Raw genomic sequence first — 17,843 nt, 5'->3', positions numbered from 1 at the left:
ACGGAAAAGGATCAATTGTACCCCCGCGCCAGAGTATCGAGTACGGCCATGCGGACGGCAACGCCCATTTCCACCTGTTCCTTGATCACCGAGCGCGCCGCGTCGTCGGCGACGTCGCTGTCGATCTCCACGCCGCGATTCATCGGGCCGGGATGCATCACCAGCGCGTCCGGCTTGGCAAAGCCCAGCTTGCGGCGGTCGAGCCCGTAATAGGCGAAGAATTCGCGGGCGCTGGGGACCAAGCCGCCATCCATGCGCTCCTTCTGCAGGCGCAGCGCCATGACGATGTCGGCCCCTTTGAGGCCTTCCTCCATGTCGGTATGCACCGTCACGCCGGCGGCATCGATGCCCGGCGGGATCAGCGTCGGCGGACCGACGAGACGGACGAAATTGCCCATCATGGTGAGGAGCAGAATGTTCGAGCGGGCAACCCGGGAATGCGCGATGTCGCCGCAGATGGCGATGGTGAGGCCGGAGATGCGGCCCTTGTTGCGGCGGATGGTGAGGGCATCCAGCAGCGCCTGGGTCGGGTGCTCGTGCGTGCCGTCACCGGCATTGATGACCGCCGCGTCGACCTTCTGCGCCAGCAGCGCCGGGGCGCCGGAGCGGTTGTGGCGCACCACCAGCAGGTCGCAATTCATCGCGTTCAGTGTCGCCGCGGTGTCCAGCAGCGTCTCGCCCTTGGTCACCGAGGAGGTCGAGACCGACATGTTGATCACGTCAGCCCCGAGCCGCTTGCCGGCCAGCTCGAAGCTGGTCCGGGTGCGCGTCGAATCCTCGAAGAACAGGTTGATGAGGGTGCGCCCCCGCAGCAGGTCCCGTTGGGTCTTGCCGGAACGGTTGAGCAGCACATAGCTCTCCGCGAGGTCGAGCAGCGAGGTTACGGCGACGGGGTTGAGGCCCTCGATGCCGAGCAGATGGCGGAAGGATGTCATTAAAATGCGCTTAGACCACAACCAACCGGTGTATGGGAAGTGGCTGGAATTCGCGATCATGGCGTTTTTCAACGCCATCCGGGCAGGAAGGAAGAAAGGCTACTTTTTGTGAACAAAAAGTAGCAAAAAAACTTTATAAATCTGGGCCATGGGCCTTGTCGCTGACAACGCCCAGGGCCCAGCATAGCAAAAATTTTTGCGCCGCTTTCTTCTCAGGCCACGCGGTGTACCCAGCCGTGCGGATCCTTGGCTTGGCCGCGCTGGATGTTCACCAGGGACTCCTTGAGCATTTTCGTCGTGGGTCCGGCATGCGCGCCATCGCCGATCTGCATCTCGCCACCGGTGAACTTCACCTTGCCGATCGGTGTGACCACGGCGGCGGTGCCGCAGGCGAAGGCTTCGCGCAGCCGGCCGCTCGCCGTATCCTCGCGCCATTGCTGGAAGGCGTAGCGCTCCTCGCGCACCGTGATGCCGGCGTCGCGGGCGAGGGTGATGATGGAGTCGCGGGTGATGCCGGGGAGGATGGTGCCGCCCAGCGGCGGCGTCAGCATCGAGCCGTCATCGAACACGAAGAACATGTTCATGCCGCCCATTTCCTCGAGCCAGCGATGCTCGGCGGCGTCGAGGAACGCCACCTGGGCGCAGTCATTCGCGGAGGCCTCGCTCTGCGCCTGCAGGCTCGCGGCGTAGTTGCCGCCGCATTTCGCGGCCCCGGTGCCACCCGCGGCGGCGCGGCTGTAACGCTCGCTCACCCAGACGGAAACCGCCTCGGCGCCGCCCTTGAAATAGCCGCCGACCGGAGAGGCGATGACGACATACAGATAGGTCTTGGCCGGCCGCACGCCCAGAAACGCCTCGTTGGCGAACATGAACGGGCGCAGATACAGGCTCTTGTTAGGATCGTTCGGCACCCATTCGCGGTCGACGCTGATCAGCTGTTCCAGGGACTGCATGAACAGTTCCTGCGGCAGGTGCGGCATCGCCAGGCGGTCGGCTGACGCCTGGAAGCGCTGGGCATTCGCCGTGGGGCGGAACATCGCGATCTCGCCGGATTGCGTGCGATAGGCCTTCAACCCCTCGAAAATTTCCTGGGCATAATGCAGCACGGCGGCCGCCGGATGCAGGGCGATCGTCTCACGCGGCTGGATCCTGGCGTCATGCCAGCCGACGCCCTCAGTGTACTCGATGACAACCATATGGTCGGTGAACAAGGTCCCGAAGCCGGGATTCTCCAGCAAAGAGGCCCGCTGCGCCGCCGGCACGGCAGCGGCATTTGGAATATGTGCAAAGCTGAGGTCAGGCGCCACGATGAGATCTTTCGCTGATGATGAACACCAGGAACATTTGCAACAAAATCCCCTTCCCGTGAAGCGGGAGCGGCGATGGCTGTGTTGTGAGGAAGGGATGAGAAGGGAAGGCTACTTTTTGTGAACAAAAGCAGCAAAAAACTTTATTTATGCTGGGCCATGGGCGTTGTCGCCGACACCGCCCATGGCCCAGCATAAATAAAAATTTTTGCGCCGCTTTTTTTAAAAAGCGGCCGCTTTCTTATCTTCCTGGGTTTCGGCGCCGTACTTTGCCAGGGCTTCGAACAATTGCGGCCAGTCGATCGGCTTGGTGAGCGCGCCGTTCATGCCCGCCGCCAGATAGCGTGCGCGATCCTCCGGCATGACATTGGCGCTCAAGGCCAGGATCGGCACCGCGCTGGCCGGCGGCGGCAGCCTTCTGATCTGGCGGGCTGCCTCGACCCCATCCATGACCGGCATCTGCACGTCCATCAGCACCAGATCGAACGGTCCGCGCGCGGCGAGCGTGATCGCTTCCTCACCATTCTCGGCGATTGTAACCTTGTGGCCATACGAGCGCAGCATATCGGCGACGAGCACCTGGTTGAGTTCCACATCTTCCACCAGCAGCACATGTCGCGGCCGGCTGGGAATTAGCACGTGCTGTTCGGCCGCCTGAGGGGCAGTGATGTCGCCCTGCGCCAGAGGGAGGTCGAACCAGAACAGGCTGCCCATGCTCGGCCGACTCTCGACACCGATCTCTCCGCCCATCGCTTCGACCAGCTTCTTGGAAATCGCCAGGCCGAGCCCGCTGCCGCCGTATCGACGGGTCGTTGAGGAGTCCATCTGACTAAAGGCGTTAAACAGGACTCCTTGCTTGGTCTCTGGGATGCCGATGCCGGTATCGCGCACCTCGAAGCGAAACAGATCCCGTCCATGGCTTGCCACACGACGGTGAATCGCGACCGTGACATGGCCCCGTGGCGTGAATTTGATCCCGTTACCGACCAGATTGACCAGCACCTGCTTGATCCGCGTCGGATCCCCCCGGAGCATGTGGGGTAACTGGCCGTCGTGTTCAAAGCGCAGTTCCAATCCGCGTTCGGCCGCCTGGGGCGTCAGGAGCGAGCGCACCTGCTCCAGAACTTCGCGCAGGTCGAAATCGATGGTTTCCAGATCAAGCTTTTTCTGATCGGCACGGGAAAAGTCGAGAATGTCATTGATCAGCGCGAGCAGATGCCGGCCTGAGCTTTGAATGGCTTCGACATATTCTTTCGCTTTTTTTGCAGAGAGGTCATCATTCGCGAGCAAGTCCGCCATGCCGAGAACCGCCGTCATGGGGGTACGGATCTCGTGGCTCATGACCGCCATGAATTCCGATTTGGCCCGTGCCGCGGCCTCGGCGGTTTTGGTGGTCTCCCGCAACTGCGCCGCGAGTGTCTCGCGCTGCTCCAGAATGGCGGCAACGGGCAAAGTCGCGAGCAGGACCATCGCGATGTAAAGTTGTAAAACCTCGACCTTCGTGACGGTGTCGGCGCCGGCATAGGCCGCGATCGGCCCATGCCCCGTGAAGGTGATCCAGATCGCGACCGTCGTCAGGGCGGCTGTGGCCGTGGTGGCGCCGAGCAGCCGGCCGCTGAACGCCGCGAGGAGCAGGAACGGGAAGGCGAAGAACAGCCCCGGCAAGGGATCGGTGAAGTCGATATAGCCGATCACGGCGACAAGCCCGGCGAGGAGAATGGTCTCCGTCAGCGCGCGCGGCGAACGATTCCCGCGCAGGCCGCGCTCGGTCCAGCTCAGCAGCAACGGGACGACGGTCAGCAGGCCGCAGATCTCGGCCAAATACCAGGTTTTCCAGCTCACGAAAAAAGGGGCGCCATAGGCGATGATGAGCAATTCGGCCCCGATTGCCGCGTTCATGGTCGGCACCAGCAAACAGGCCAGTGCAAGCTTGGCGAGCGACCAGATGTTGTCGGTCCGCGGCACGCCGCCAATGCTGGACAAGAGCGCCACGAGCAGGATTTCGGAGACATCGCAGGCGGCGACGCCCGGTGCTATGCGCGGGCCGCCTTGGAATAATTCGATCACGGCGAAATCGGCGATGGCGGCGAGGAGCAGCAGAACCGGCCAGGTGGAGCGTTTGTTGCGCAGCAAGGCCGTCACCGCGAAGGCGTTCGACACCCAGATCGGGGTGTCGACACCAAAATATGAAATCGAAAGCCAACCGGCCGCAAAATAGCCCAGCGGCAGCGTAACCACGAGCCAGAAAGGCGGGGTGGTGATCCTGAAACCGCCAACGGATATCGACAAAGTTGTGTTGGGCACTGTGATGCGGTCCGTCTGTGTTAGGCGCCTTTTGGAGCGAAAATCCGCCGCTGAACTGCAGGAACTCCCCATCTTTGAGGCCAAGTTTTCGGGGGTGGCAAAGGACGCTGACGTCGCTTTGATCCACACTTTACAACCCAAGGTATCGTTTTCGCAACAAATTTTCCAGCGTTTCCGGAGCAAGCCGGTGGGAGCTCTCGCCCCCCGGCGACCCAAGGCTGAGAAGGGGCACGCCGCTAGCGTCCACCGGCGACGTCCAGGATGGCACCGGTCGTGTAGGACGCCTCATCACTCAACAGCCAGACGATGGCGGCAGCGACCTCTTCGGGGCGTCCTGGACGCCCCATAGGCGTTCCGCTGCCAAGTCGCTGGGCGCGATCAGGCTGGCCTCCGCTTGCATGGATGTCCGTGTCGATCAGGCCCGGCCTGACAGCGTTGACCCGGACGCCGTCCTTGCCCAGTTCCTTCGCGAGACCGATGGCGAGTGTGTCGAGCGCCGCCTTTGATCCTGCATAGTCGACATATTCGAAGGGCGATCCCAGCCGGGAGGCGGCCGAGGAGACAAGCACGATCGCGCCGCCCGGTCCGCCACGGCTGTGGGACAGGCGTCTGGCCGCCTCGCGCGCCGAGAGATAGGCGCCTAGTACGTTGACGTCGAACATGCGCCGCAGGCGCTCGGCGCTCATATCGGCGAGAGGCATCGATGGCGCCACGATCCCGGCATTGACGACCACGCCGCCAAGCAGACCGAGCCTGGCTTGTGCCGTCTCGAAGAGACGAAGCACGTCGCCTTCGATAGAAACATCTCCTTGCACAGCGACGGCGCGACCGCCTTCCGCTTCAATGGCCGCAACGGTGTCCAACGCCGCTTTCTGGTCTCCCAGGTAGGTGACCGCAACCGCCCATCCTTTCGCAGCCGCAAGCAGCGCGGTCGCCCGCCCGATGCCGCGTGTTCCCCCTGTTATCAGCAACGTTCCCATGTGCCCTCGACTTTCCGACAGGTGAAGCACCATTAAACAAGTGTGCAGGCCATCCCGGTGCAGCATCTGGCGATGCGGCCAAACGCTTGCTCCACAACCGAAAAGCCGCCTACACTTTTTACCCAGCACGTGAGCCAAACACGCCTAGACGGGCACCGATGACGAGCCGGTCCAGAACTTTCGACGGCACTTGGTCGTCTACCGATAGAACACGCGGTCAAAAATTCAAAAAAATGATGAGGACGCGTCGATGGAGAAACGTTTTCATACCCTTTCCCGGCGGCGCATCCTTCGCGTGGCTGCAGGTGCGAGCGTCGCGCCGCTCCTCCCCGGTTGCGCCACGCCGACGCGGGGGCCCGCCGTGCCGCTCGGTCAGACAACCCGTGCCAGCGTGCTGGGGCTGCCCAATGCACGCTTCTACCCAACCTACGGGACAGATGCATTATACGCGGAGTTTCTGGCTGCTCTGCGGCGCCGCGAAAAGACCCTCGGCCTTGCGCCAGATCAGATGCCGCCACAGATCGAGCTCTTGGCAGTGTCTGGGGGAGGTGAAGACGGGGCCTTCGGCGCGGGGCTGTTGTGCGGCTGGACTGAAACTGGCACGCGCCCTGTCTTCGAACTGGTGACCGGCGTCAGCACCGGCGCTCTAACCGCCCCTTTCGCGTTCCTCGGATCTTCCTACGACCCGCAACTGCGTCAGGTCTATACGGGACTCAAGCCAGCCAATGTGCTGACTCAACGCAACCTCATCTCCGGCGTCCTCTTCAGCGATGCGATGGCCGACAATGCGCCACTATACAAGGTTATTTCACGCTACGTCACCACCGACATGCAGACAGCGATCGCCCGAGCCTATCTAAGGGGGCGACTATTGCTGATCGGCACGACAGACCTCGATGCCCAGTTGGCGGTGACCTGGAACATCGGCGCCATCGCCACCAGCAAAGATCCGCGCGCGCTGGACATTATTCGCCGTTTGCTGCTCGCCTCCGCCGCGATTCCTGGCGCGTTCCCGCCAACCATGATCAACGTCACCGTGGACGGTGCCGTACCAGGAGATGCATGTGGACGGCGGCGCTTTCTCGCAGGCTTTCCTCTATCCGCGTTCGATCACGAAGGATCGACGCGAGCGCATCGAGCAAGGCAAACTTGTCCCGGAGATCGACGCCTATATCATCCGTAACGCCCGGCTCGACCCCGACTGGTCTTCCGTGAGGCGCCGCACACTCGGCATTGCCGGCCGCGCCATATCCACCATGATTGCCGCCAGCGGCTATAACGACATCGAGCGCATCTACAACACCACACAAGATGACGACGTCGCGTACAATCTTGCCTATATCGGCTCGGATTTCACCGAGGAACTTCCTGCCCCGTTCGACCCTGGCTACATGCTGGACCTATTCAACTACGGATTCCAACGCGCCCGGCATGGCTACAACTGGACGAAACAACCGCCGCGCGAGTGGATCGGCTCCGTGGGAGAGGTGACATGCATGACGCGATACTGGCCGAACCAATCGCGACGGGATAGTTCCATGAGGTTCGCCCTCGTATGTCTGACGATAGGTTCTGGCTTGCTGAGGCGGGCCGCATAGCCGACCCGCCTTGAAGCATGTCCTGTTTCAGTTGGGGCTGGCGGTGTTCAGCCCTGCCGGGTGAGCCGGTGCCGCCTGCGGCGCGGTGCCACCGGCGAGGCCTGGATCGGCGAACAGATGGCCGTGATAAGCGCCGATCAGGGTCTGGGTGGCGACGGTTACCCAGAGGGCGGCGAGTACGACCGACAGGCCGGCGCCGATGATCGTGAACACCGTCATGCCGGTTTGTGCGCCGAGGGTCAGCGTTGCCAGGGTGAAGACGCCCAGGGGGAAGGTGAAGCCCCACCAGCCGAGGTTGAAGGGCAGGCCATGGCGCAAATAGGTGAGGGTGGTTGCAACCGCCATCGTGAGCCACCAGGCGCCGTAGCCCCAGAGGACGAGCCCGCCGATCAGGCCAATGCCGCGGGCGACGGTGCCGATATCGCCCATGCCGACGGCGCCGAGAATGGCGGGGGCGTCATGCCCCAGGACCAGCAGGCCAAGCGCGCCGGTGCCCAGCGGGCCCAAAGCCAGCCAGGTGGAGACCGCGGCGTCGCGTTTCGGCAGTTTATGCAGGGCCAGCCGCAGGAACAGGACGACCAGGATACTCAGGGCGAGCGGGACGGAGAATGACCACAGCAGGTACGAGGTGAACAGCAGATGCGCGGCGGCGACGCTGTTCGCCAGATGCGGCGCCAACAGGCCGCCGCTGGCTGCCGCCACCTCGCAGGCCACCACCGGCAGAAGCCAGACGCCGGTCATGGTCTCCATGCGATGCTGCTGGCGCGTGAACATCAGGAACGGGACCAGAAGACCGACGCCGACGGCCAGCGCAGTGTCGATCCACCATAGGGTCTGTGCGATCACCACGGCTTCGCTCCCGTAACGGGGGATGCCGAAGGCGATGTAGCCGTTGACGATGGTGGCGAGGCCCATCGGGATGGCGCCGAGAGCCATGGGTGTGACGGCATGGCTGAGGGTTCTTGCCGCGCCATCAGGAAAAAAGATCCAGCGCGCGACAAAAAGCAGGGTCAAAGCCGCGAACAGCACGATGTTGGCTTGCCAAAGCGATGCGGCGATTTCGTGCAGAGCAGGGATGTGAAGGGGAAACTGGTTGATGACCAGGGCGGTGGCACCGGTGCCCATCGTCGCGGTGAACCAGTTCGGGGTGAACTGGCGGACAATTTCTCTCGGATGGTCGTGATGTGTGAAGGGTCGGACGATTTTGAACATTGGGTGCGGCTCCTTTATCCTGGAGCGAACATAGACGCAGACAATCAATAAATAAATTTGTTTGAATTTGTTATATTAAACATTTTTTCTGATTATTTATTATACCAGTGTGTCGAGCGCGTATGGCCAAGCTGAGAAGAGGTCAAAATATATCTGATTTGATGGGAGGATTAAGTACACACGGCCCGAGAAGGGGCGATTCTGGCTAGCCTTTGTGTGGCGTCCATTGCGAAGTTTGACAGGTTGATTCTGGCGATTCTTTAAGGAATCGGAGGCGGCTGGTGGTCAAATTTTGGAATGCTCTTGTCGATACACGCCCAAGCCGGGGCGCTGGCGGTCCAGATCGTCGCCGCAGGCTTCATGATTTCTGGGTCGTCCAGCGTGCCGGCTCGCGCGAATAGCAGCGCCGGCCGTGCTTCGGACGCGGTGAACAGGTGCGTGCCGCAGACCGGGCAGAACCGCCGGTGCATGACGTTGCCGCTGTCGGCGGTACTGATGTAATCTGTCATGGTGCCGGTGATCTCCAAGCCGCCGACCGGAAAACAGATGTTCGCGGTGGCATTCCCTGCTGCTATGTATTGGCAGACGCGGCACCAGCAAAGCCCCGCGGCAAGTGGTGAAGCTGCGGTCTGGTAACGCACAGTGCCGCAGAGGCAGCCGCCGAAGATCATCTACCGAAATCCCATTCGATATGTGCAGACCGCCATCCTTTCACAGCCGTTTTTGTAATTCAAGAATTATGCACGGTTAGGGCAATGGCGGGGGAGATGGGATTCGAGCCCACGATACGCCTCGACAACGTATAACGGTTTAGCAAACCGCCGCCTTCAGCCTCTCGGCCACCCCCAGCATATCGGTCTCGGTGTGTATGCGGAGCCGGTATGACGCAACCCCGCCTTCCAAAATGGAGATGTAAAATGACGGCTGATGCGCAACTGGTTAAGAAACTTTACGAGGGCTTCAATGCACGAGATATTGACGCTGTGCTGGCGGCACTTGCTGACGATGTAGCTTGGGCCAATGGCATGGACGGGGGTCATGTTCATGGCAGGGAAGCCGTCAGGGAATACTGGACCAAGCAATGGTCATCCATAAGCCCCCATGTCGATCCTATGCAGATCAGCCAAGGAAAGGACGGCTCCACTGCCGTCGAGGTTCATCAGGTCGTCCATGATCTCAAGGGTGCCCTCTTGCTCGATGAGACGGTGCGGCATGTATTCCACATTGAGGGCGGCTACGTTAAGCGCTTCGATATTGAAAAAGCGGGCCAGCTGTCTTCCATCTCCCACCGGCCGTCATAGTCAGGCGAAGCGCATGCGGCACCAAGTTGCATTGGTGCGTTACGCAACAGCCGGAATCGAACCATTTCCAAGCTCATTCAAACGGTCTGTTGCCCCGGCAGCCACGCCGCATCCGCATAGCCGTAACGCTCCCAGGTGCCGACAACGCCATCGGACGCCAGCACGACCCTGTTCACCCATTTAACGGATTTATAGCCATACATCGGCGGCACGATCAGCCGGACCGGATAACCGCCCTCGCGCAGCAGAGGCTGCCCGTCGATCTGGTAAGCGAGCATCATGCCCGGCAACATCGCGTCCTTCACGCTCAGCTGATCGACATAGGTGCCGTCGGCTGAATGGAAAATGATGTGAGTTGCCTCAGGGTGAGCCCCAGCCAGTTTCATGAGCGTGGCGAGGCTGACTCCTGTCCAGCTGATGTTCGATACGCTCCAGCCGGTTACGCAGACGAAGTTCCGCCTGGCTGTCTCCGGCCCGATCTTCTGCATCTCATCGAGCGTCAATGTTAGAGGGTGGTCAACCAGACCTTCAACCGTCAGTCTATAATCGGCAGGCTTGATGTCCGGATATGCGTCGGTGAAGGTATAATAAGCGGGGAAAACCGGCACTTTCGGTGCGCCTCTGGCGCCGGTGGGCGCGGCTTCGGCGATGGCTGCGTCCTGAATCTGCCGGCCGGCGAAGTTCAGCAGCTGTGAGCCCACCACCGCCATTCCCGCGGTGGTCAACAGCACCTCGCGCCGCCTGTAGTCGAAGCGCGCGTTCAGCGGGTGCTTTGCCTGGAATGAGATGAGTCGGAGCGCGGCATGGATCAGAATCCAGGCGAGCCAGGCATAGGAGGCCCAGCCATGCACGCTGAAGGCTACAGCATCCCAGCTGCCCGGTACGAGCTGGGGTTTCCAAAGTGCGACGCCGCTCAAGGTCACGACCATGGTGAGAAAGCCGGTCAATAGCCAGTCAAACCAGCGCGGCCGTTTCGGCGCGACCGGCGCGCCCAGAGCCGCCACCACAATCACCGCTGCAAATGCCAGGCCAAACCAGGAGTGAAAGGTCTGGATCTGCGATAGCCAGGCAATCAACGCCCTGTGCCACGCCTCGAAATAAAGCGCCGTCCCGGTGAGCATCAGCAGCGGGAAGGAGAGGATAAAGGCCCCGTGCTGCCAGGCATAGAGCCTGGACCAGCGGCGATGGGTCAGGATTGCGCGTAACGCCGGATAGCGGGTCAGCAGCCGGGCACGGAAGAACAGGAAGGCCCCAGCCGCGAGCAAGGGAAGGAGGGTGATGAGCCAGATCGGAGAAGGCATTGGCGGTTCCTACGGGCAGATTTCGTCGCAAGCAATCACGGTCCGCGCTGCGGCTCACACGCCCGCAAACCAATCATATCCTTGGTTTTCCCAGTAGCCCCCAGGAAACCGATTGGTGACTTCGATGGATTGCAGGTTTTTGGCACTCTTGAAGCCGAGTTTGGTGGGGATGCGCAGACGCAACGGTGCGCCCCATTGCGGGGCCAAAGGTTGGTTGTCGAAGACCAGCGCCAGGATGGTTTGCGGATGCAACGCGCTCGCCATGTCGATGCTGGTCGAATAGCCGTCGAAACAGGTAAAGTTCACGTAACGCGCGCGAAGATCGGCGCCGACCCGCTTGAGAAAAACCTGCAAGGGAATGCCGCTCCACTGGCCGATCTGACTCCAGCCCTCGATGCAAATATGCCGCGTGATTTGGCTCGTTTGCGGAAGGGCGCGCAATGCTGCGAGGCTCCAGGGGGTCTTATCGGCAACCAGACCTGACACCGCCAAGTGCCAATTCGGATCGACGTTCGGGACCTCCCATTCGGGATAATAGGCGTTGAAGCGGAACGGGATTGTAAGAGCGCTGGCCGGGTAGGTTTCCGCCAAACGGTCCTGGCCAAATATGGCTGCCTGCACTTCATCATCGAAGCGCAGCATGGCTTCTAACGCCGCGTCAACGCCGGAATGCGTGGAAAGGTCGCATCCGGTGAGGAGCGTCAACGCCCCCAAAGAAAGGCCCCCGCGCAACAGGCCGCGGCGACGCAGAGGCATTAGATCCTTTTGAATTTCTGCGGCGGTAACCACTGGTTTTGTGCGGTTCATGGCGCTTCATCCTGCTCGGCTGCGACGTTCACGACCATGGAAACGAGCGTGCGCGGATAGAGCACCACCAATGTCACGTGTAAGACAATGAAGGCGACGATCAACAGCATCATCGTCAGATGAATGCCCCGCGCGATTGGATAACCGCCGAAGAGGCCGGTGAGCCAACCGAATTGAACGGGCTTCCAGATGCTCAAGCCAGTCAAGACGGCGACGATCATGACGACAACGATTCCCGCGTAAAGCAGACGTTGCACGGCATTGTAATGACCGATCCGGTGCGCGAGACGAAATTTCAGGGCGTCCCGGATGTCCAGGGCGAGCTCCGGGACGGTCGGGGGATGAAGATCGCGCCGGAAATGCCCGGACATGAAACCATAAATGAGATACGCCGCGCCATCCGCGAAGAGCAGCCACATCGCACTGAGATGCCATGCGAGCGCACCGCCGAGCCAACCGCCGAGGCCCGCCCACCGAGGAAAACTGAACGGCAGGAGAGGGGAGGCGTTGTAGATCACCAATCCACTAAGAATCATGCACGCCATGGCGTAGACGCCCGTCCAGTGCATCAAACGGATGGGCAGCGGATGCGCCGGCCGGCGGGCGCGTTTGGGCGTCGACACCATGGGATGTCTCCTGAAATAACAAACAGGTTTTATGGACGATCGGTGATCGAATTACATTGGCGGTTGCGCACCGCCGATTCCGACGGCCACGGCGCCCGCTGTAATTGTCGAGCCGTTCTCAACGGCATTGATGAACACCCGTGCATCCGGGGTCAGTTCGGCCATGGTACCCGGCCGGAATGTCACGATCGGGGCGGTCGGGGGCACGATGATCCGCTGTTCTCCACCCTTGTAGGTGACGGTAAGCTGCTGGGCACCGTTCTTCGACATGTCGGACGAAACGCTTCCGTTGGTCATTGTGCTGTTCACGCCGGCCGACGGCGTCGCTGACATTGCGGTGACGCTGCCATTGGTCATCGTGCTGGTCGTGGCACCCGTGCCGGAGAGCGTCGTATCCGGGATTTTATCCCAGCCATAATGGCCTTCCCCCGACCCTTTCATGGAGGGCGGGAAAATCACGACTTCCAGTGCCACCATCAGCGGGCCCACGGATTTCGTCGCCGTGCCGATATAGCTGCCAGGCTCGATATTATTGAGGCTTGCCTTGGCAACCTGAAGGTAATGCGTGTTCCCGTTCAGCGCCACGGAGACGTCTTTGCCATCCGCAGTTTTGACAACGAGAGTCGTCGAGCTGACCGAGGCAATTGTGCCTCGAACTCTGACGTGCTGGGGGGCGGCCAAGGCCGCACTGGACAATGCCGTGGCGAATGCCGTGGCGAGGGCAAGCGTGACGCCAAATGCTGTCTTCATCTTGTTGAAAATCCTTCAGTTGGCCAGTCGCCGGAAGTGGGCGCCGTGGCGGTGTTCTCATCTGACGCCACGGCGACCGCTTTATTCCCTAGCCCCGAAAAAATATTGAAACAGCACCGGCCGCGTTAGCCGCCGTGCGGAATCACGCCGGCCAATTGAGGGGTCTCACTGGTGCCGATCATGTTCTGCTGCTCAAGACTCTGCACCTCGTCATTCAAGGCCATGAGTTCCTGGTTGACGCGAGCGCTCTCATAAGAGTTCTGGCTGGGCGTCGTCGTCGTCGCCGAGTCCGTGGCCGTCGGCATGTGATTGTCACTCACCGCGGCTTGGGCCATCGCGATGGGGCCAAACATGCCGGCGGTTGCAACCAACATAAACATAAGCTTACGCATGATCTTTTCTCCTACGGTCCGCGACATCTTTATGATGACCGGATATGAGATAGACCGCGTCAGCAGCGGATAATTCCCCGGGTCGTATTTTTTTCTGATCACGAAATCGACAGGAAAACCGCTGCGCCCGGCGGCGTGTATTTTTGACGGTCTGCTAGCCCTGACGTGCGATCATCCATGTTGATCCTGCTAAAGAGATATTTTGTTCTCGAGGGAATAAAATGGGCATAGAGTCGTCTTTTAGGCATATCCCAGTAAAAGCGGTGATCATGTGTCGCGTACAATTTGTGTCGTTTATGCCAAAATCTCCCCGGTTGGTTCCCGCTCTCAGGCCACTGTCTTGACGGCATGGGGAGAGTTGGAACGCGCACGGACCTCTGAGCGTCAACCATGAAAAATGACATCATCCTCATCGTTGAACCATTGATACCGCATCTGCGCCGTTACGCGCGCGTGCTCGTGCGCGATCAGGCAGGGGCGGATGATTTGGTGCAAGACTGCTTGGAACACATGATCAGCCGATGGCACCAACGCCGCGCCGATGGTAATGCGCGCGCCTGGGCATTCACCATTTTGCATAATCTTGCGGTAAACGCCATGCGCCAGAAATCTAGAAGGGGGGAGCATACCCCGATCGAAGATGCAGATGAATCTCAATTCGCGCAGGGGCCATCACAGCAGGAGGGCTTGTACCGTCGCGATTTGCTAAAGGGCTTGGAGGCTCTGTCGGAAGAGCACCGCAGCGTTATCCTGCTCGTCTCGATTGAAGATTTGTCCTACGCCGAGACTGCAAGTGTCCTCGGTGTTCCGATCGGAACAGTGATGTCGCGACTGGCCCGCGCGCGTGAAAAGTTATTGGTCTGGATGGAAGGGGCAACCCCCGTTGCCAGTGTTCCTCCCTCCGGTACCGTCAATTTACGGAGAATAAAATGATGAACGGCCGCCCGGTCGCGGAAGAAGACCTTCACGCGTATGTGGATGATGCGCTTCCTACGGCGCGACGCAATGAAATCGAGCAATACCTCAAGCTTCATCCAGAGATATCGGTAAAGGTCGAGGCTTATCGGCGCCAGCGCGATGATCTGCGCGCGAGGCTAGCCCCCATGGCGGAGGAGCCGATCCCGCCCGAGCTCAACCTCGCACGAATGATCGCGGCGCGGCACCGGCCATCACGTATGCCCCTATGGCGTAGTGCTGCAGCGGCGATCATTCTTTTGGGCACCGGCGGCGTCGGAGGATGGGCGTTCCACGGTTCGATGGCGCCTCAGCTCACCGGCGTTGCAGCACTTGCTCAGGAGGCCGCGTATACTTATTCCGTATACAGTCCGGATCATGCGCACCCTGTACAGATCAAGGCCACAAACAGAGCCGATCTCGTCAACTGGATTTCAGCCCGCTTGCATAGCCAGGTTGTCGTGCCTGATCTGTCGAAAGCCGGCTTCCGATTCATGGGCGGAAGTCTGGTGGCGACACCGCAGGGCCCGGCGGGGATGCTCATGTACGATAATGATCATGGCATCCGCATCGTCCTTCTTGTGCGGGAAATGTACGACAATATCGATATGAACACGTCGAAAATGCTGCCCTACGTCAAGGGGCCTGTAACGGGGTTTTCCTGGGCGCATAATGGCATGGGCTATAGTCTCACCGGTGCGGCCTCACCCGATATCTTGCATCCGCTCGCCAATGACGTTCGCGCTCAGATCAGCCCGACGATCTGATACACCGTATTTGCCTTAGAGCCTGACCGAGACCGCACCGACGATAGGCGCGAATTCGATTATGACGCGCTTGAGTTAATTTGACGTCCCCCGGATCGGTCGTCTCGGCTCGTCAAGGTATCCGTATCCAGGGAATGCGTTCGACGGAAATGTTGTCATCGAATCAGGCCCGGCTCGCGACCGCTGGTGGGACGACGGGGGATCCGCGCCGTCAGAATAGACTTGTTGTCCGTCCATAAGTCGACTATCATCGACATGTGGACAATGAAAACGTCATTTCTGCGCTGGGCGCCCTGGCTCAAACGACACGCCTCGATGTATTTCGGCTCTTGGTCAGCCACGAGCCAGACGGCATTGCGGCTGGGGAAATCGCTCGCCTTCTGGATGTTCCTCACAACACCCTATCGACCCATTTAGGCGTTCTAAGCCGGTCCGGCCTGGTGCAGGGCAAGCGGCATAGTCGTTCGATCGTCTACCGGGCGAATCTGGAGCAGTTCCGTGAGCTGATGCTGTTCCTTGTCTCGAATTGCTGCGGCGGAAACCCGGAGCAATGCGCGCCTTTGGTTGCCGAACTCATCCCTTGCTGCCCAACCAAGGAGATCGCTGATGTCTGAGCGTATTTGCAATGTCCTGTTTCTTTGCACGGGCAATAGCTCCCGCTCGATCATGGCGGAGTCGATCCTGAACAAGGAGGGCTTAGGGCACTTCCGTGCCTTCTCGGCGGGCAGCTTTCCGCAGCCGACGGTCAATCCATTTGCCATCCAAGTGCTGCAGGGCAACGGTTATCCGATAGAGGGGCTGCGCTCAAAGAGCTGGGACGAGTTCGCGGTTGCTGAGGCGCCGATAATGGATTTCGTCTTCACCGTCTGCGACGAGGCCGCTGGCGAAACATGCCCGGTTTGGCCGGGTCATCCGATGACCGCCCATTGGGGCATCGCGGATCCGGCGCTGGCTACGGGCAGTGACACCGACAAATTGACGGCGTGTATTCAGGCGTTTCGGTATCTGCGTGACCGTATCAGCGTCTTCGTCAGCCTGCCGCTGGCCAGCATCGGCAAGATGGCCCTCGACGCGGAGCTACGCCGTATCGGCCGGATGGCCGGGGCGACGATTTCCCATGCGAAAGCCGACGGATAGATGTCCCGCTTCGAACGTTACCTGACCCTCTGGGTTGCCCTATGCATTCTGGCAGGCATCGCCTTGGGCCAGCTCTTTCCGAGCGTGTTCCACGCCATCGGCGGGGCGGAAGTGGCTCACGTCAATATCCCGGTCGCCGTGCTGATCTGGCTGATGATCATCCCCATGCTCGCGCGGATCGATTTTTCAGCATTGAGGACGGTCGGCGCCCACTGGCGCGGTATTGGCGTCACGCTCGTCGTCAACTGGGCGGTGAAGCCGTTCTCGATGGCTTTGCTCGGTTGGTTGTTCATTGGCTATTTGTTCCGCCCCTATCTGCCGGCGGCGCAGATCGAATCATACATCGCAGGTCTCATCATTCTGGCGGCAGCACCCTGCACCGCCATGGTCTTTGTCTGGTCGAACCTCACCAAAGGTGAGCCGCATTTCACACTCTCACAGGTCGCGCTGAACGATGCGATCATGGTGGTCGCGTTCGCCCCGATCGTCGGCCTCCTCCTGGGTCTCTCGGCCATCACCGTGCCCTGGGCCACACTTACCCTTTCCGTCGGCCTTTACATCGTCATTCCCGTCATACTGGCGCAGGTCCTGCGCCAGCGTTTTCTGGCGCGGGGAGGGCGGGGGGCCCTCGATGGTCTGCTCCATGTCCTGCAGCCAGTCTCGCTCGGTGCTCTGCTGGCAACGCTGGTGCTGCTGTTCGGCTTTCAGGGGCAGCAGATCATCGCCCAGCCGGCGGTGATCTTTCTTCTTGCAATTCCCATCGTCATCCAGGTCTACTTCAACTCCAGCCTGGCTTATTTTCTCAACCGCATGTCAGGCGAGCAGCACTGCGTGGCAGGTCCCTCCGCGCTCATCGGCGCCAGTAACTTCTTCGAACTGGCTGTTGCGGCGGCGATCAGCCTTTTCGGCTTTCATTCAGGCGCCGCGTTGGCGACCGTCGTCGGTGTTCTGATCGAAGTGCCTGTGATGTTGTCCGTGGTCTCGATCGTCAATCGCAGCAAGGGTTGGTACGAGCGTGGGTCGGCGGTGCAGACCGCTTCGGCAACAAGAAAGGCAGTTCTATGACCGTCACAATCTACCATAATCCCGACTGTGGCACGTCGCGGAACACGCTGGCGATGATCCGGGCGACCGGCACTGAGCTGGAGGTGATCGAATATCTCAAAACGCCTCCCACCCGGGCGCGACTGGCCGAACTGATTGCCGCCATAAGCATCCCGGTTCGCGCGCTTCTTCGTGAGAAGGGCACGCCCTATGCCGAACTTGGGCTCGGCGATCCCAGATGGAGCGATGACGAGCTGCTCGATTTCATGATGGTCCATCCGATCCTGAACTGATCCGCTTCACATTGTTGCTGCGTGATCGCGCGGACTATCTGACCGATCGCTACAGCGAACGGGCCGAGGCCATGAATCTGCCGGAGAAATTGTAGGAAGATGAAACCGGACGGTTAAGTATTTCAGGAATGGGCG

At 60.4% G+C, this 17,843-nt stretch carries 19 protein-coding genes and 2 pseudogenes; 10 read left to right on the top strand and 11 right to left on the bottom strand.

The genetic code is table 11. The annotated features are described in order from the left end of the window. Positions 1–11 precede the first annotated feature (11 nt). The 4 genes from VGG47_RS04945 to VGG47_RS04930 form a co-directional block, all read right to left on the bottom strand. On the bottom strand, positions 12–935 hold the full coding sequence (locus VGG47_RS04945; RefSeq protein ID WP_331536030.1) for an aspartate carbamoyltransferase catalytic subunit: 924 nt from the start codon (positions 933–935) through the stop codon (positions 12–14). A gap of 212 nt (positions 936–1,147) precedes the next feature. Further along, on the bottom strand, positions 1,148–2,242 hold the full coding sequence (locus VGG47_RS04940) for a branched-chain amino acid aminotransferase (RefSeq protein ID WP_331536028.1): 1,095 nt from the start codon (positions 2,240–2,242) through the stop codon (positions 1,148–1,150). A 222-nt stretch (positions 2,243–2,464) separates the two neighbouring features. After that, positions 2,465–4,531 carry an ATP-binding protein gene (locus VGG47_RS04935; RefSeq protein WP_331536026.1) on the bottom strand — a complete coding sequence of 689 codons (2,067 nt, stop codon included), beginning with the start codon at positions 4,529–4,531 and terminating at the stop codon, positions 2,465–2,467. Between the two features lie 251 nt (positions 4,532–4,782). After that, positions 4,783–5,526 carry an SDR family oxidoreductase gene (locus tag VGG47_RS04930; protein ID WP_331536024.1) on the bottom strand — a complete coding sequence of 248 codons (744 nt, stop codon included), beginning with the start codon at positions 5,524–5,526 and terminating at the stop codon, positions 4,783–4,785. A gap of 250 nt (positions 5,527–5,776) precedes the next feature. Here VGG47_RS04930 and VGG47_RS04925 point away from each other — a divergent pair, with 250 nt between their 5' ends. Both VGG47_RS04925 and VGG47_RS04920 read left to right on the top strand, forming a co-directional pair. Beyond that, positions 5,777–6,709 (top strand): patatin-like phospholipase family protein, encoded by a 933-nt coding sequence (locus VGG47_RS04925; protein ID WP_331536022.1) that lies wholly within the window; start codon positions 5,777–5,779, stop codon positions 6,707–6,709. Next, positions 6,591–7,124, top strand: a complete 534-nt coding sequence (locus tag VGG47_RS04920) for a hypothetical protein (RefSeq protein ID WP_331536020.1) — start codon at positions 6,591–6,593, stop codon at positions 7,122–7,124. Before VGG47_RS04925 ends, VGG47_RS04920 begins: the two co-directional genes overlap by 119 nt. A 27-nt stretch (positions 7,125–7,151) precedes the next feature. On the opposite strand, the gene VGG47_RS04915 is transcribed toward VGG47_RS04920, so the two are convergent. Both VGG47_RS04915 and VGG47_RS04910 read right to left on the bottom strand, forming a co-directional pair. Continuing rightward, complete coding sequence (locus tag VGG47_RS04915; RefSeq protein ID WP_331536018.1) at positions 7,152–8,336, bottom strand: TDT family transporter; 1,185 nt, start codon at positions 8,334–8,336, stop codon at positions 7,152–7,154. 260 nt (positions 8,337–8,596) lie between these two features. Beyond that, the gene (locus VGG47_RS04910; RefSeq protein ID WP_331536016.1) at positions 8,597–9,007 is read right to left on the bottom strand and encodes a GFA family protein; all 411 of its coding nucleotides are present in this window, start codon (positions 9,005–9,007) and stop codon (positions 8,597–8,599) included. Between the two features lie 246 nt (positions 9,008–9,253). Between VGG47_RS04910 and VGG47_RS04905 the strand changes: the two genes are divergently transcribed. Next, the gene (locus VGG47_RS04905) at positions 9,254–9,637 is read left to right on the top strand and encodes a nuclear transport factor 2 family protein (RefSeq protein ID WP_331536014.1); all 384 of its coding nucleotides are present in this window, start codon (positions 9,254–9,256) and stop codon (positions 9,635–9,637) included. 77 nt (positions 9,638–9,714) lie between these two features. Here the strand turns inward: VGG47_RS04905 and VGG47_RS04900 are convergent, their stop codons facing one another. The 5 genes from VGG47_RS04900 to VGG47_RS04880 form a co-directional block, all read right to left on the bottom strand. Further along, positions 9,715–10,938: a molybdopterin-dependent oxidoreductase gene (locus VGG47_RS04900; RefSeq protein ID WP_331536012.1), complete on the bottom strand. Its 1,224-nt coding sequence runs from the start codon at positions 10,936–10,938 to the stop codon at positions 9,715–9,717. 54 nt (positions 10,939–10,992) lie between these two features. After that, positions 10,993–11,745, bottom strand: coding sequence for a molybdopterin-dependent oxidoreductase (locus tag VGG47_RS04895; protein ID WP_331536010.1), 753 nt, complete (start codon positions 11,743–11,745; stop codon positions 10,993–10,995). Beyond that, a complete protein-coding gene (locus VGG47_RS04890) occupies positions 11,742–12,371 on the bottom strand; it encodes a cytochrome b/b6 domain-containing protein (protein WP_331536008.1) in 630 nt (209 codons plus the stop codon). Before VGG47_RS04890 ends, VGG47_RS04895 begins: the two co-directional genes overlap by 4 nt. 51 nt (positions 12,372–12,422) lie before the next feature. After that, the gene (locus tag VGG47_RS04885; protein WP_331536006.1) at positions 12,423–13,121 is read right to left on the bottom strand and encodes a hypothetical protein; all 699 of its coding nucleotides are present in this window, start codon (positions 13,119–13,121) and stop codon (positions 12,423–12,425) included. A 125-nt stretch (positions 13,122–13,246) separates the two neighbouring features. Further along, positions 13,247–13,513, bottom strand: coding sequence for a hypothetical protein (locus VGG47_RS04880; protein ID WP_331536004.1), 267 nt, complete (start codon positions 13,511–13,513; stop codon positions 13,247–13,249). 390 nt (positions 13,514–13,903) lie between these two features. Between VGG47_RS04880 and VGG47_RS04875 the strand changes: the two genes are divergently transcribed. The 7 genes and pseudogenes from VGG47_RS04875 to VGG47_RS15600 form a co-directional block, all read left to right on the top strand. After that, positions 13,904–14,446, top strand: a complete 543-nt coding sequence (locus VGG47_RS04875; RefSeq protein ID WP_331536002.1) for an RNA polymerase sigma factor — start codon at positions 13,904–13,906, stop codon at positions 14,444–14,446. Further along, entirely contained in the window at positions 14,443–15,234 is a 792-nt protein-coding gene (locus VGG47_RS04870) for an anti-sigma factor family protein (RefSeq protein WP_331536000.1), read from the top strand. The genes VGG47_RS04875 and VGG47_RS04870 overlap by 4 nt, the downstream gene beginning before the upstream one ends. 257 nt (positions 15,235–15,491) lie before the next feature. Then, on the top strand, positions 15,492–15,848 hold the full coding sequence (locus VGG47_RS04865; RefSeq protein ID WP_331535998.1) for an ArsR/SmtB family transcription factor: 357 nt from the start codon (positions 15,492–15,494) through the stop codon (positions 15,846–15,848). Beyond that, positions 15,841–16,371, top strand: a complete 531-nt coding sequence (locus tag VGG47_RS04860; RefSeq protein WP_331535996.1) for an arsenate reductase ArsC — start codon at positions 15,841–15,843, stop codon at positions 16,369–16,371. The genes VGG47_RS04865 and VGG47_RS04860 overlap by 8 nt, the downstream gene beginning before the upstream one ends. Then, positions 16,372–17,436 (top strand): ACR3 family arsenite efflux transporter, encoded by a 1,065-nt coding sequence (gene arsB / locus VGG47_RS04855; RefSeq protein ID WP_331535994.1) that lies wholly within the window; start codon positions 16,372–16,374, stop codon positions 17,434–17,436. Further along, positions 17,433–17,702 (top strand): annotated as a pseudogene (locus VGG47_RS04850) (arsenate reductase family protein); the annotation flags it as partial. The gene arsB and the pseudogene VGG47_RS04850, both read left to right, overlap by 4 nt. Continuing rightward, positions 17,702–17,803, top strand: a pseudogene (locus VGG47_RS15600) (arsenical resistance protein ArsH); the annotation flags it as partial. The pseudogenes VGG47_RS04850 and VGG47_RS15600, both read left to right, overlap by 1 nt. Positions 17,804–17,843: the final 40 nt, after the last annotated feature.

The organism is Acidocella sp., assembly GCF_036489515.1.
GTDB lineage: Bacteria > Pseudomonadota > Alphaproteobacteria > Acetobacterales > Acetobacteraceae > Acidocella.
This window is presented reverse-complemented; position numbering and strand designations above follow the sequence as displayed.

Bases quoted from the DNA above. Each gene is read 5' to 3' on its own strand.
- VGG47_RS04945 (WP_331536030.1), bottom strand. From the start codon at position 935: ATGACATCCTTCCGCCATCTGCTCGGCATCGAGGGCCTCAACCCCGTC.
- VGG47_RS04930 (WP_331536024.1), bottom strand. From the start codon at position 5,526: ATGGGAACGTTGCTGATAACAGGGGGAACACGCGGCATCGGGCGGGCG.
- VGG47_RS04925 (WP_331536022.1), top strand. From the start codon at position 5,777: ATGGAGAAACGTTTTCATACCCTTTCCCGGCGGCGCATCCTTCGCGTG.
- VGG47_RS04915 (WP_331536018.1), bottom strand. From the start codon at position 8,336: ATGTTCAAAATCGTCCGACCCTTCACACATCACGACCATCCGAGAGAA.
- VGG47_RS04910 (WP_331536016.1), bottom strand. From the start codon at position 9,007: ATGATCTTCGGCGGCTGCCTCTGCGGCACTGTGCGTTACCAGACCGCA.
- VGG47_RS04905 (WP_331536014.1), top strand. From the start codon at position 9,254: ATGACGGCTGATGCGCAACTGGTTAAGAAACTTTACGAGGGCTTCAAT.
- VGG47_RS04900 (WP_331536012.1), bottom strand. From the start codon at position 10,938: ATGCCTTCTCCGATCTGGCTCATCACCCTCCTTCCCTTGCTCGCGGCT.
- VGG47_RS04895 (WP_331536010.1), bottom strand. From the start codon at position 11,745: ATGAACCGCACAAAACCAGTGGTTACCGCCGCAGAAATTCAAAAGGAT.
- VGG47_RS04890 (WP_331536008.1), bottom strand. From the start codon at position 12,371: ATGGTGTCGACGCCCAAACGCGCCCGCCGGCCGGCGCATCCGCTGCCC.
- VGG47_RS04885 (WP_331536006.1), bottom strand. From the start codon at position 13,121: ATGAAGACAGCATTTGGCGTCACGCTTGCCCTCGCCACGGCATTCGCC.
- VGG47_RS04880 (WP_331536004.1), bottom strand. From the start codon at position 13,513: ATGCGTAAGCTTATGTTTATGTTGGTTGCAACCGCCGGCATGTTTGGC.
- VGG47_RS04875 (WP_331536002.1), top strand. From the start codon at position 13,904: ATGAAAAATGACATCATCCTCATCGTTGAACCATTGATACCGCATCTG.
- VGG47_RS04870 (WP_331536000.1), top strand. From the start codon at position 14,443: ATGATGAACGGCCGCCCGGTCGCGGAAGAAGACCTTCACGCGTATGTG.
- VGG47_RS04860 (WP_331535996.1), top strand. From the start codon at position 15,841: ATGTCTGAGCGTATTTGCAATGTCCTGTTTCTTTGCACGGGCAATAGC.
- arsB (WP_331535994.1), top strand. From the start codon at position 16,372: ATGTCCCGCTTCGAACGTTACCTGACCCTCTGGGTTGCCCTATGCATT.